Annotated in this window: 14 protein-coding genes; 5 read left to right on the plus strand and 9 right to left on the minus strand. The window is 37.4% G+C overall.

Going from position 1 to position 13,867, the window contains the following annotated elements:
- Positions 1-12: 12 nt before the first annotated feature.
- The 3 genes from FOF60_RS22490 to FOF60_RS22500 all read right to left on the minus strand — a co-directional run bounded on the left by FOF60_RS22490 (position 13) and on the right by FOF60_RS22500 (position 3,616).
- On the minus strand, positions 13-1,602 hold the full coding sequence (locus FOF60_RS22490) for an ATP-binding protein (RefSeq protein ID WP_264647615.1): 1,590 nt from the start codon (positions 1,600-1,602) through the stop codon (positions 13-15).
- A gap of 193 nt (positions 1,603-1,795) precedes the next feature.
- Entirely contained in the window at positions 1,796-3,124 is a 1,329-nt protein-coding gene (locus FOF60_RS22495) for a PD-(D/E)XK nuclease family protein (protein ID WP_192470979.1), read from the minus strand.
- 87 nt (positions 3,125-3,211) lie between these two features.
- Complete coding sequence (locus FOF60_RS22500) at positions 3,212-3,616, minus strand: hypothetical protein (RefSeq protein ID WP_192470978.1); 405 nt, start codon at positions 3,614-3,616, stop codon at positions 3,212-3,214.
- A 286-nt stretch (positions 3,617-3,902) separates the two neighbouring features.
- Between FOF60_RS22500 and FOF60_RS22505 the strand changes: the two genes are divergently transcribed.
- Positions 3,903-4,214, plus strand: coding sequence for a hypothetical protein (locus tag FOF60_RS22505; RefSeq protein WP_192470977.1), 312 nt, complete (start codon positions 3,903-3,905; stop codon positions 4,212-4,214).
- A 243-nt stretch (positions 4,215-4,457) separates the two neighbouring features.
- Here FOF60_RS22505 and FOF60_RS22510 read toward each other — a convergent pair whose 3' ends face one another.
- Complete coding sequence (locus FOF60_RS22510) at positions 4,458-5,735, minus strand: hypothetical protein (RefSeq protein WP_192470976.1); 1,278 nt, start codon at positions 5,733-5,735, stop codon at positions 4,458-4,460.
- An 11-nt stretch (positions 5,736-5,746) separates the two neighbouring features.
- Positions 5,747-6,619 (minus strand): ADP-ribosylglycohydrolase family protein, encoded by an 873-nt coding sequence (locus FOF60_RS22515; protein WP_192470975.1) that lies wholly within the window; start codon positions 6,617-6,619, stop codon positions 5,747-5,749.
- Between the two features lie 96 nt (positions 6,620-6,715).
- Here FOF60_RS22515 and FOF60_RS22520 point away from each other — a divergent pair, with 96 nt between their 5' ends.
- Entirely contained in the window at positions 6,716-6,910 is a 195-nt protein-coding gene (locus FOF60_RS22520; RefSeq protein WP_192470974.1) for a hypothetical protein, read from the plus strand.
- 42 nt (positions 6,911-6,952) lie between these two features.
- Here FOF60_RS22520 and FOF60_RS22525 read toward each other — a convergent pair whose 3' ends face one another.
- Entirely contained in the window at positions 6,953-8,179 is a 1,227-nt protein-coding gene (locus FOF60_RS22525) for a helix-turn-helix transcriptional regulator (RefSeq protein WP_192470973.1), read from the minus strand.
- Positions 8,180-8,351: 172 nt separating this feature from the next.
- Here FOF60_RS22525 and FOF60_RS22530 point away from each other — a divergent pair, with 172 nt between their 5' ends.
- Positions 8,352-9,260, plus strand: coding sequence for an ankyrin repeat domain-containing protein (locus FOF60_RS22530; protein WP_192470972.1), 909 nt, complete (start codon positions 8,352-8,354; stop codon positions 9,258-9,260).
- A gap of 83 nt (positions 9,261-9,343) precedes the next feature.
- Here the strand turns inward: FOF60_RS22530 and FOF60_RS22535 are convergent, their stop codons facing one another.
- Entirely contained in the window at positions 9,344-10,684 is a 1,341-nt protein-coding gene (locus FOF60_RS22535) for an SIR2 family NAD-dependent protein deacylase (protein WP_192470971.1), read from the minus strand.
- A 142-nt stretch (positions 10,685-10,826) separates the two neighbouring features.
- Complete coding sequence (locus FOF60_RS22540) at positions 10,827-11,126, minus strand: hypothetical protein (RefSeq protein WP_192470970.1); 300 nt, start codon at positions 11,124-11,126, stop codon at positions 10,827-10,829.
- Positions 11,127-11,338: 212 nt separating this feature from the next.
- Between FOF60_RS22540 and FOF60_RS22545 the strand changes: the two genes are divergently transcribed.
- Positions 11,339-12,514 carry an acyltransferase family protein gene (locus tag FOF60_RS22545; RefSeq protein ID WP_192470969.1) on the plus strand — a complete coding sequence of 392 codons (1,176 nt, stop codon included), beginning with the start codon at positions 11,339-11,341 and terminating at the stop codon, positions 12,512-12,514.
- A 111-nt stretch (positions 12,515-12,625) separates the two neighbouring features.
- On the opposite strand, the gene FOF60_RS22550 is transcribed toward FOF60_RS22545, so the two are convergent.
- On the minus strand, positions 12,626-12,958 hold the full coding sequence (locus tag FOF60_RS22550; protein WP_192470968.1) for a hypothetical protein: 333 nt from the start codon (positions 12,956-12,958) through the stop codon (positions 12,626-12,628).
- 132 nt (positions 12,959-13,090) lie between these two features.
- Here FOF60_RS22550 and FOF60_RS22555 point away from each other — a divergent pair, with 132 nt between their 5' ends.
- Positions 13,091-13,603 carry a hypothetical protein gene (locus FOF60_RS22555; RefSeq protein ID WP_264647616.1) on the plus strand — a complete coding sequence of 171 codons (513 nt, stop codon included), beginning with the start codon at positions 13,091-13,093 and terminating at the stop codon, positions 13,601-13,603.
- Positions 13,604-13,867 lie beyond the last annotated feature (264 nt).

The raw sequence follows: 13,867 nt of genomic DNA on the forward strand, positions 1-13,867 counted from the left end.
TCCCCCCTGCCTTCAAATTCTTTTTGGAATATAAACAGTAAACGTTGTTCCATGCCCTCCACTATCCACTTCAATCGTTCCCCCTAAATCATGTACTGCTTCACTTACATTAGCTAACCCATAGCCTCTGCCATCTTTTTTCTTCGTAGAAAAACCTTTTTTAAAGATATGGTCAATTTCTTCATCCGGAATTCCTGAGCCGTTATCCGTTATTTCAAAGATAATATCCTGCCCTAAATCCAAGGCAAAAAAGCTTACATTTTTCTCACCTTTCAGTTTGCCTACCTCTTCCAGGGCATTATCTATTAAATTGCCAATGATTGTTGTTAATTGTCCCGTTTCAATATGTTCTGGAAGAATTTCTAGTGAACTATTTTCGTCGACTTGAAAGGCGATCTTTTTCTCAGATGCCTTGCCGATTTTCCCCAGAATAATGCCTTGAACTTTTGGATCTTTGATTTGTTCGAACACAAGTCTGTTATTGTTTTCAGTGATATCAATTTCATTTTGAATCATTTCAATGGCTTCCTCGGAATAACCGAGTTGCAGGAGTCCAGAAATAGCATAGAGCTTATTAGTAAACTCATGGGCTTGTGCCCTAAGATCTTCAGAGTATTTTTTTACCTCAGACAATGTGTTAATCATTTTCTTCATTTCTGTCTTATCCCGGAAGGTAATCACTGTCCCTACCTCTTTATCTCCATCTTTAATAGAGACAATGGTTAAAATAATATCCCTGTTATTCACAACCAGTTCAAGAGTCGAATTTGTCCATTTATTCTTAATTAAATTTACAACTGACAGGTTAGGGATGGCGTAATGAATCGGCTTATTTACAAAGTCCCCCGTGAGATCCAAGAGCATTTTTGCGGTTTGATTGATTAGAGTGATTTTATTAGCCGTATCAATGGCAATTAATCCCTCATTAATAGAAGAAAGAATTGCATTCTGATCCCTATATAAAGTAGCAATTTGACGCGGTTCTAACCCCAATGTATCTTTGCGGATATTTCTTGCTAAAATGATACTTGCGATGACGCCAACCAATATTGCCCCAAGTGCAAAGTAAAGAATCTTTTTAATCCGGTTCATTATGCTAATCACAATCTCTTCGTATAAAAAACCAACAGTAACTACACCAATTATTTGTTTATTTTCATTTATAATTGGAGCTTTTCCGACTATTGCTTTTCCAACATGCTCATCTGAATGAAGTGTATAATAGCCTGCAAATACAATTGCCTTGTAGTTATCATTGATTGGATTTATTTTTCCAATTTGATTGGTGTCAGGGTGGGTAAGGATCCTTCCATCACGGTCTTCAATCACAATAAAATTAGCGTCTACCTGTTCCTGAATTCTCATTGCAGTCGGCTGCAATGTCAGTGACGGATTTTCCTCTTCAAACGCAGCCTGTACAGAAGGCATAAAAGAAATTGTCTTGGCAGTTTGCGAACCTATCTTCCTTGAGTTTTCCATAATAATCTGAGAATCCATATAGGCAAAAATACTACTTAGAAATAAAATGATTGATAAAATGAGTGCGATAACTAAACCTAATATTTTTGTTTGCAATGATCTTTTGAATATATTTTTTTTCATCACTTCACCCAATTCCCATTTACATATGGATTCTCAATAATTATTATTTTCATACAATTTATCATATAGGTGGAGACATAGAAAGATGTTCCCGATCATTTATATCCATTTTCAAAATTATATTAAAAATCTTTTATTCTTATAAAGTCAGAATAACAAAGACACCATCCATTTACTGGATGGTGCCTGTCACCTAATTAACTTGAGGGACTTGATCCCATTTTCTTAATTCATGTATTGTCTTCTTAATATCAACCAAGCCATTTTCTGTAGTTTGAAGGTAATCTGGACGAATGGCGATGGTGGTTGTTTTTCCGGTGCGCATTCTTGCCGGCTTTTGTACCTGGAGGTTCCGTTTTGTGGATTCCTCTAACACCTTATGCATTTCTGCCCTGCTAAACTCGTGGATATCCACTCCATCTTTTGCTTCAAGTTTAACGGTTAGCGTTTGCTCCTCAAGCTGAAGATAATATTCCTGCTCTCCAAGCGGTTTCCACCAAAAGCCCCAGAAGCCTCCACGCGGATTAGAAACATAACCCCAATTGCCATCCAACTCTTTTTGGAGCTCCTGGTAAAATCCCTGCCAGGCATATCCGTCCCATTCCTGGACTCTTGTATTCTTGTAAGCATGAATCTTCTCATCCAACTTTTCCAGATGGTTCAAGTAATCCAGGAAAATAGGATTGGTAACTCCTCGCTCTCTCCCTCTTTTTAATACCTGCAGCATCCTCTCCCGCTTAAACGGGTAATAGCCGGTCTTTTCAACTGAGCGATAATGGCTTTGATCTGTAATTTTAAAATAAATTGGCAGCTGAATCATTTCAGGGTAAGCCTCAGCTACAGCATTACAATAACGGCCTAACTGACCAGAATGATTAGAAGTAAATGTCTTATCTTCTATTAAAATAGCATATGTATCATTTATAATAGCAAGGATATCCAGTCCCTTAAACTGCCTTATGATCTCGATCTTTTCAATAACAGGCACAGGGTAGTTATGGACATTGAAAATCATCGACATAAAGTCAACTGCCGCATGGTGCAAGTTTTCATCTAAGGAACGATGTGTTAAAGGACTCCATGACATCAACCAGCACAGGAATGCATCCTGGGACAATTCACTCGTAGCAAATTCAAACAAGTTTGGCGTCTCCATATCACTAGCCTCATTGTAACGGGCATTTTCAAGAAGGACTTCAACATCATGATTCCCAGTATAGTCCTCCCAATAGCCCCTCGCCAGTATAGAATCGTAATGAATTTCTTGGAAAAGAACATTATCTCTTAAATCCAAGATCCTACCACGATTATTTGGGTACAATAACAACAATTGGTCTTTCCCCTGTTGGGCAATAATCTTAGGAACAGGCTCACTCCGTTTCATATATCCACAAGTACTTTCAGGACAAATATAAATCGGATGTGCATCAATCGTTATCCCGCCATCCGCAGTTTCCTGGAGATTCTCCCAATCTTTATCAATCAGTGCTGAACCACATCTTGGACATTTAAATCTCGCCATTTGAAAACCCTCCTTAAACTTATCTTCACCTTCCATAATCTAGGTTGGTGCCTAGCATGTTTTTTATATCCTTCTTTTCTTAGATGATTAACTATTACTTTCACTCTTTGTAAAATCATGATGCTTACTGATAAACCTGATTGTCATGTCTGGTGGAGAACCAATCACCTCGAAGCTGTAGTCCTTGAAGATCGTGAAGGCTAGCAGAACCCCTCCAACTGCAACAGCGGCAATGATTGTTCCAGTACCAACTGTCGATGCAGCCGCGGTTGAAGCAAAGGCTGCTACGCCAAGGGATGTACCTGCAGTAAAAGGTGCTGCAACAGCTCCTGCGCCTACAGCCCCTGCTAATGCGATGGCAGCTGTTTTGCTTAGCTTGCTAATCTTTTGTGCCTTTAATAGTTTTTCAGCTAGTTCCCCTGTAACCATAAATTCTTTCACTTTGTTATCTTTTGCCTTCTTTAACTGCTCTTTCGTGTTAACGATTAACATATCCATCACCTGTCCTGTCTTTTAAAAGATTGCCACTTGGAAACCTTTGGGTTGTTTCCGTTTTAGATATTAGCTATTTTATTTCTTCACTATTATTTCGGTAGTATTTGAATTAACTTTATAAAAAGCTGTTAATTATATCCAAAGTGCTTTAAAGAGATACACACTTAAACTTCTATAGCTCATGCTAAAACATATAGTTAGTGAAGAGTACTTCTTTTGGCTTATTGTTTTCTTAAATATGAAAATCCTTTTTTACTATTTTTTTTAAGGTGGAGGTTTTAGGATGAAGTTCGAAGAAAAAAAAGAGGTTTTTAATTCATTTCAAGATTTAAAAGAGCGATCTATTAGCTATAGTAGAATTAACTATGAATACCCTGCTAGTGTGCAAAGAGGAAAGATTCTAGCCAGAGAACTGCATCCGAGCGGAAACGGATATGTGTTAGGTAAATACATGTCAGCCGATGTGGTTAAAAGCAATGGATATTCCGTAGATTCAAGAGGTTGGATTTCTATAAGTAATTTTACTAGGGAAGAATTAATAAATGTAATTAATAATGCAATGATGTCAATGTCTGGTAAGGCTACTAAGTCTTAAGAACAGAAACTACAAGTTAAAAATAATATAACTCAACCGAACAATAAGCATAGCTAAAGGGACAGTTTTGTAACTAACTGTCCCTTTTCCCTTCTAAATTGCTTTATATGACTCTTGTTTACTCTGTATAGTTGGTCCACTAACTTCGTCGTAAAAAGACACAAGAATCATCCCTATAACCATTTATTTATTAAAAATGAATCCATATAAAATACGTCTTACTAATCATACAAAGTAATGAATTTAATTGGTAAGGCTCCGCCCTTTTACAGGTAAGTGCTCTTTTGCAATTTTCTCCAAGCCGTCCAAACCGATTGTTCTGTAATCAAAAAAGTCGGATAATAAGACGGTAATGGTTCTATCCTTCAAACTTAATTCTCCTTTATATAGTTGCGGTTTACCTTTGCTCAGTTTATAACTTTTAAACTCTACCGAGTCGAAATTTTGTTCAAAGAAGCGTTTTTTAGCATGTTTAGCTCCGATTCCAATTATAGTATCTGCAACTGAATATTCAATTGCCTGTTTCAAAACCCTTCCCCTTTGCTTTTGTAGGTTCATATAAAAGTCATCTAATTTGGAATGAGGATTAAACTCAAAAGCCTTTATATATTGTGAGCAGTTAATATTTTCAAATGGCCAGTCATCTCTTTCATTCTTACGAGGAAGTGATCTAAAATCCATTAATGATACATTATATTGAGAGTTTCTGTTATATAAACTTCTCTGATAATATTCCTTGATTTCTTTATAGGCATCCTCGTCTTCCGATTTCTTTAAAAACCAGTTTCGATTAGGTTGCAAAATATTTTTTATGATCCTCGCCTGAAATTCTAACATTGGGGCAAATAAACTATCTTCTGAATTCAACCTGCCTCTTAAGTTCAACAGCACTTTTTTATAGTTTTCTTCAACATTTTCTGGAATTTCATAATAACCATCTTTCCAATTATCAACATTCAAGTAGGTACTGGAATTTTTTCCGTAGGCTTCATATTTTGCCTTTATTGAGTAGTCCAATTCATACCCACCTAAACCCTCTTCATTACCAAGAAAAATAATCTTACTTTTTCTAAGGTCTCCATAACCTATAAATGCCTGCAGCTTCTCTAATTCATCATTTGACAATGAATACGCACCTAATTTATTTAAATCACTTATCGTCGTATTACTACTCTTATCGGACACCTGTCGCTTATAAAAATTTCGCTCTAACTTTTCAAAATCAATTTTTTCTATATTTTCATCATCTTGATGTAATATACCGTAAAAGCCTATATCTTTAAGGACAGTTGTATCTTCCCTACCAGCTGTAAGGTCGTCTAAATAGTCCATGTGTTGGTAGAGACTATCCTCATTTCGGCTTGCATCCCAAATATCTGGATAATCTTTAAGCATTTTTCTGGCAAACTTGCGCCCAGTTTCTCCTATATTTCCTCTTTTTGTATTCAACATAAACATGCGATATTTCGGCATTTCTAAGATACAACGTTTGTTCTCTTCAAAATTCCAACGTGCACTCATATACTATCCCCTCACATTAAAAGTTTATATAGTTTTATTGATACTTCATCAATCAAATGCTTATCCAAAATCTCTCTCCATAACCCCTCCGGCAACTCTTCAAACCCACTCTCCAACCCGGCCAACCCACCTGCTATAGCGGCAATTGTGTCCGTATCATATCCTTCATTGGCTGCACCAACTACAACATCAAGGTAGTTATCATTGTTCAATAGCCAGTACAGTACCCAGTTCATTGTGTGTACTACAAAGCCATCAGGGTTGTTACCAGGCTTGCGACCGTCAAGTATTTCTTCAAAAATGGTCCCTGTGATTTCTTCCTTGATTGCCTGCTTCAAAGCACTTCCATGCAATACCTTGAAAGCGATTCGGTTATAGATTACACAGGCTTCTTCTGCGAGCATGTCGTAATGTGTCATTCGGGATTGTTTTCTGGTGATGTCTTCAACTGTTTCGAGGTTACCATAGGCCAGCGCTACAGGGAGGCATCGCATCAGTGAGCCGTTTCCTGCAGATCTTCCATCCAGAAATTGATAATGGGCTCTCCTGGCTGCTTCGTTCCAGTCTCCATCATAGATTCCCAGAACAGTACTTATAATGATCCCAACATCCTTTGGTCTTGAACGATACCAATTTAGAAACTCGTCCCCAATCGCTTCAATCGGATCATCTGGTTTTTGTAAAATTCCCCTGGCGACAGCCAATGTCATGGCAGTGTCATCAGTAGTTTCACCTTTTTCGAGTTTCCAGGCTCCACCTCCCAAAATTTCGGTGACTGCTCCATATTTCTTCTTTATTTCTTCCTTTGTTAAAAATTCTGTTGTACCTCCGAGAGCATCACCAATCGCAAATCCATACAAAGCGCCTTTAATTTTATTTAACACTTAAATCACCTCTGTTTATTTATACAAAAGGAGAACAACACCATATGTTGGTCAAACACATTACTATGTATCTATAAAACTAAAGGAGATGATTTTATGGGAAGCTGGAATAAGTATCAGCAGGTGTGTGCATCATGCCGTTATTGGGCTGGCCACAGAGAAATTGACTTTACTGCAACACACTTCAACGCACTGGAACCTGCTGCTCAATGCCAGAAACCATTCGGCCCTTTTTATGGCGTTCAGATGGGAGAAGGCTCCTATTGTCCCCAATGGGAAAACTATAATTAACCAACTGATTTGGAGCGGCTGTCTCCAAGCAGCCGCTTTCCTTCACACCTTAGAGGGTTGAAAATACAATTGATGCATTTCCAAAACGTCCAGCTTGACTTGCTCTCGCAAATCGATTGGTTCAAGCACCTCTACATGCTGACCCTGTTGAAGAATCCATAGCTTTATTCCCATTAGTCCATTAACCTCGACCTGAACATTGTGCCAGCCGCCTTCGAGGACAGGCCCCACTTCCGCGTCCGGAAAGTTCCTCATTAAGAATTCGATATTTGTCTCCTTCACTTTCATCCTGACTATGACAGTTTTCCCGCTATACATATAGGCCGACTTTACAATATAATCACCTATACTTTCAGGAAGACCCGAGGTAACAAAACGTTTAACCGTAATAATACAATCCTCGATCCGGTCAATTACAAAAGCTTTTGGCTGATCACTGTCTTTTTTCTTTGCATGGAGGTAAAACTTCCTATCATGATAGGTAATCGTAACAGGGATAACCTCTTGTACACTAATCTCCCCTCTGCCATTTGTATAAGTAAACTTTACGAATCTCCTATTAGAAATCGCCTGGAAACAGGTTTCAAACAATTTTAGCAGTGGCTTCTCTTGTACAGGTTTGTAATGGTATAGATAACTTCGGAAAAACTCGTTAATCTTTATTTGTTCTGTTTTTGAAAATAAACTAGTCAGCTTATACGAAATATCCTTTAGCTCTTCTTTATTCAAGGCCCTCGAACCATAAAGCATCATAAGCATGATTAGAGCATTTTCGATTGTAAAATAGTCTCCATCGACATTCAGGCCGTATCCCTTTTCGCTGCGCAAGTATTCCACCCTTTTATTATAGGGCTCAAGCGTGCCACGAATAACTTTAATATCTCGCTGCAGAGTGGCTCTATTAATATTAAATTCTTTTACTACACCTTCAACAGTCACTATTTCATTGCTTTGGATTCTTCTCGAAATTTCAAGAATCCGTTCTTGCGCACTATACTTTCTCCTCCTGCCAATGCTGGGACGGGCGGCGGCAAAATCATCGAAAAAAAGTGGATCTACGAAATCTGTCTCATAAGCGAAACAATCATTCTCCTTTAGCAGTCTGACAGCATCGGCCCATGAGTGAACCATTTCTGACAAAACTGCCTCCTCGTCACCATGTTTTTTTTCAAGCCAAAAGACACTCCGTCTTTGAGTAGAATCAACCAAAAGACTATATGTTTCGTTCTCATTCAGGAACCTGCACACAACAACAGCATCTAAAAACATATGGTTCTTCTCCCTTTTCTAAGTCGATACCTTTCATTTTTTGCACATTCTTTTTTCATGCCAACATATAGTGCTTCTCCAAGTTGTTATAATAGGAAAAACTTTTAAAGGAGTGGTTCTTATTAATACATTCTTCTGGAAAGCAGTTAGAAAGAAGCGAAGAGAGGTCATTTTGGCACAGTTTCCACATATTGAATTTACCCCTGATGAAAAATTCACATTGTTAAAGGAAAACATGTCTTTAAAAATAGATGAATTGGTTGACTCCTTATTGAGTGACAGCTCGTTTTCCATTAGTCAACTCAATGAGCTCCTTCACCGGGCACTGAGGTTTAAGTACAAATATGCAGTTGAAGCTTTTTTGCAAAAAGGCGCCAACCCTAACGGTGTGAATTATCAGGGCATCGCCCCTCTTAACCTCACAACCTTGTATACGACCAATCAAAAACAAATAGTAAACTCTTTATTGAAACATGGCGCAGACCCTAACCTGGAAGGCAAAGATAATTCCACTCCAGTCGCAAAAGCAGCGTTGTTCTGCAATTTTGAGATTCTGAAAATGCTTCAGGAAGCAGGTGGCTGTTTGGAAGGAAAACACTTAAATACGGCTCTGTCTCAAGCTGCTCAAAGGAATGACCAGCATCTTATTGACGGACTGTTAGAAATGGGAGCGGAAATCACAAACAATATTTATTTCATGTGTGCAGTCTCCTTCCAGCCAGCTGCAATCCCTTATTTGTTAATGAAAGATGATAAATTTTCTTTAAACATTGAAGATAACTTTAACTTCTTTAACGCAGCCGTTTCTCGAGGCTATCTGAACATCATTAAGCTATATATCAAAAAGGGAAAGCAACTCACTACGATGGATCATTTTAAAAGAACACTGTCTCTTGCCCTCTTTGCTGCCATCCAGGAAAACGATGGGCGGATGGTAAAATACTTGATTGAACAAGGAGCAGATGTAAATTATATCGACGAAGATGAGACACCGCTTGATTTTGCAATGAGTACTGGCAAGCACAGTATGGCGTCACTCCTCAGAAAACTAGGTGGTTCCAGAAATGGAGAATTAGTATAAAAGGGAAACTATGAGTTTCCCCCTTTCTTTTTACCCATAACTAAATACCTGTATTTTATTCTCGTTTTCTATGGAAGATTCCTTTATTTTTCCAAATGACCACTCAAAAATTCTTTCAACTGAGTACAAACATTTGAAATATCCCCCTGAAGGGTAATATCGTAATTTTCTTCAGTAATTACATTATTTATATACACAATAGGAATATTAAGCTCCCTGGCAACTCCCGGCAGCAGGTTGAATGGAGATACATTTAACGAAGTTCCCGCAATAATCATCAAATCACTATCCGCAATTAATTCTTCCGCAATATCCAGCCCTTTTACAGCATCTCCGAAAAAAACAACATCAGGTCTTAGAACGGTCCCGCATTCACACCTTGGCACTGTTCCAACCTCAAAAAATTCTTCAAGCTTATAGGAGTTATCACAAACTGGACAGGAGCAGGTCATGACATTGCCATGAAACTCAATGACCCGGCTGCTGCAGGCCTTTTGGTGCAATCCATCGACATTCTGGGTAATGATAGAAACTTGCTTTCCCGCTTTTTCGAGATCCGCAAAAAAAGCATGGCCATCATTAGGAACAATCGAGTCAATTGCTGTCATAACGGCCTGTTTAGTTGGATAAGGTATAATATCATCAAGAGTAAGAGCAAATAAATCATAGTAACTTTTCCAAAACAGTTCAGGTTCTCTTAAGTATACAAATTGATTCAGAGTTTGCAGCAAGTCAGGCTTTTTCCTCCAAACTCCCTCTATAGCAGATCGATAATCGGGTATTCCACTCATTGTCGATATCCCCGCACCAGTCAGAACGGTTATGTTACCAGATGCTTTAATTAATTCAGCTAAATCCTTCAATTGATCCTGCGGCTTTCCTTCATAACCAGGATCAAGCTGTGTAATTCTCCTCTTAATCCTACTATTTATTTCTCTCTTCAATGAGTGCTCCATGTTCTTTTGTACCTCCTTTGTAAAAGTCGCAACAGGTTTACCATCTGAATCGTAAGGAGAAATACCCCAATAAGCACTATCAAAAGCAGGCAGCTCTTCAATGGAATCAATCAAATAGGAAGTAAAGTTTCCATGCCTGCTAATAGTTGCTACTCCATTAATCGCTCCTTCATGGAATAAGAACTTCCATGCTTCACGATAAGATACAGCCAACAATTCCCTTTTTTCAATATTCCTGATTACATAGCCAACAGCTTCCGAAAGGTGTTGGATACTGGGGATACGAAGGACATGCATAATTTCATACGGATTTGCAGTATTCGGAGGAGCACCTTTTCGAATTTCCCATGCTGAATCGGTCTTCTCCCGTTCCTCAGCATCGAAAGTATAATCACAAAGGACAAAGGTGCCATACTGGTTTTGATAATTTAAATCCCGAATCGTAAGCCTGGCGTCAAAATAACTCAACTCATCACCCACCTTCAGATCCCTGGGCAATTCACTTCTCAACTTGACCATTTTCTTCGTTTCATATCTAGGCGTAAGCACATCTCCCTTTTTTAAAAAATAAAGCAGTGAACAGAATAATCTATTCACCGCTTTTTAAAACTCAGTGAATTACTCTTGAAAAATATTCTTTAATTTGGTTGGAAACTTCGAGATCAGAAGGAGAAGAATCAAGCTTAATTTGAGACAAACATTCTGGAAGATATTTAAGAAAAAGACATTCAAAAGAGGAAATCGAAATTTGAGACGAACGAAGAAGATCTTTAAAAATATCATTCAATACTTTAACATTCCTAAAATAATAAGATGGAGAATTCACCTTTGGATTAGAACGAATAACCAAACAAGAATTAATACACCCCTTATTCCTTTTAAACCAAACCACAAATTCAACTAATCTCATATAACCCCTCCAATTCATTTCATTACAGGGATTATTATAAAATGCCACAACGACATCATATGTCGTTGAAAAACAGGGTGACAGGCACCATCCATTTTATTGGATGGTGCCTGTCACCTTAAAATGTTCATATCATAAATAGGACCTAAGACTCAAAAATATATGTATTTTATTCAAATAAGAAGTTATATTTAACTTAGAGGGGGAAATTTATGGAAAATAATACTCAGTCTTCTAGACATTATGATTTGGACTGGATAAAGATATTGTCTATGTTGGTCGTGTTCCTTTATCATTGCTCCATGTTTTTCAATTCGTTTGATTGGCACATTAAGAACAATATAATCGATTCTACATATATTGAGTTCTTCTCCCTCTTAGTGGGAAACTGGATCATGCCCATTTTCTTTGTGGTGTCAGGAATGGCTACTTACTACGCTTTAAACAGAAGAAATGCGAAAAGTTTTGTCAAAGAGAGGCTTTTACGGCTTGGTTTACCCCTTCTTTTAGGTATTTTTCTGTTGTCACCTCCCCAGGTGTATATTGAAAGAATAACGAACCATCAACTTGAAGGCTCATTCCTGGAATTCTTTCCTCATTACTTTGATGGACTCTATCTGGAAATGGGCGGTACCGGGAACTTCGCATTCTTTGGACATCACCTTTGGTATCTTTTGATGTTACTGCTATTTTCAGTGATTACTTTGCCTTTTTTCCTAAAAACCAAGGGAATGACAGCTGGCAAAGAATTTAGTATTCTCCATTATTTATTCATCCCTATCCCTCTATCAATCGCCGCTTTGACTGTCAACCATGTTGTAAATTTAGCGAGTTGGGGAATAACTTTTTATCTACTATTATATATTTTTGGATTTTATTTTTTTGCGAGAGAATCATTGAGGGCGTTTGTGCGTAAAATAGGGGTTTTAGCTGGAGCTATGAGCATAATGAGTACAGCTGCCTATATATCTTGGGTATTTTTCTATGGGTTCCCCATGCAAATATCATTGAGTTGGGCAGTATTCATGAGCATCCGTGTACTATTGGTATGGAACATGATCTTCTTTATCCTATACATAGGTGATAAGTATCTGAACGTTTCCAACAGAGCATTGAAATATTCAAGTGAAGCCTCCATGCCGTTTTATGTGCTACATCAGCCTATCATCATTATAATAGGATTTTTCATTTATAACCTGGGATGGACTGTACCTGTAAAATTGATCTTTTTAATCTCCGCATCATTCCTCATCATTATGGGCTTATACGAATTGATCATTCGACGAGTTAGTTTTCTTCGTGTTCTGTATGGGTTAAAAGCAAGCTGGCCCGGTGACGGGACTCACTTTCCTACTAATACAAGTACTTATGGCAGAAAACATAATTGAATTACCAGGGAGACATAGGGACAGATACCTTTGTCTCCCTTTGATTTCAGGCAAAAAAAGAAAGCATAGAGTAGTAACCCCATACTTCGTAAAATGTCTCTTTAGGCAGTTTCAATATTTAAACTTCCCCTCAATAGTATGTGCACTGGAGATTCTGGTAGCATTTCTGCCTTGAGAAGGAAAATGAACCTTTTTCTTTTTGCCAGGTGTATAATACCCAGGTTGTTGGAGTATCGGGTTATTATGTCTATTTCTATTTGACTTCTGCAGTTTAGGAGGTGGATTTTTTATTTGATTATCTAAGTGTTTAATAAGATTAGATAATTGATTACTTATATTCCCTATTTTACCTTTTAGTATTGGATTATCAGCGTCTTCCTTCGCATTCAAAAGGCTCTCATGTATCATATCTAGATCAACAATTAAATCTTTAGTTTTTTTCATGTAGTTTTCCCCCAGCGTATTATATATTTTTTATCGTCAGAAGGAATAAGTTTTTTATATATTCTCTCTTTTACTATTTTATATTTTTACCGATATAAGTATTAATCATCGTGTAAGACAGGTGGTATCAAAATGGAAACTACACTTAATTTTGCATCCTATAGCTTGGGTTTTTATTACTTTCATTTAAGCATGTCGAAGATTAGGTTGATTTCTTCACAAACGAATACTCACCATATTGATTTATTCTATAAAGATGAGCGGATAAAAGTTGAGTTAAAGTTAGATGATTCCGCTAGCGATTACATAAAAAACCTTTTTAATGCTAATGGAAGACAAAAAACTTATAGAAATCAGCAATACTCTATTATCCATAGGGCAATTAAATATTATGATCTTCATATTGAGATTCCATTATCCGCTCATGAATTCCAATCTTGCCTTTACGGCAATATCCTTAGGTTAAACAGTAATCCAGATTATGTATCTGACCTTCAATTTCAGATAGAATGGTATTTAAACGAAAAGGATCTAGATCACCTGTGGGCAAAACAATTCAAAGCTGAAAATACATCTGCCGAAATTGCAGAACATTCATCTGTGACAACTCCTAAAAAGAAAAAAAAAGAAGAAGAAATCTACTAAAGACAAAGCAAATAAAAAACTTAAGTCAAGTACTCAAGAACTAATTGAAGCTTTCAAGGAATATGAGAGATTACAAGCAAACAGTCAAGTTCAGGACGCCAAGATTCTAAACAAGAAAGGTATTTATCTCAAAAATCCTAAATCATTTAGAAAATGTGAAAACTGCGCAAACTATACTTCCACGGATAAATGTTCCTCACATAACATACAAGTAAGCGAGAATCATAGCTGCAGCAGGTTTTACAGCTACAAGACTTGGTATGG

Source organism: Mesobacillus jeotgali, assembly GCF_014856545.2.
Lineage (GTDB): Bacteria > Bacillota > Bacilli > Bacillales > Cytobacillaceae > Mesobacillus.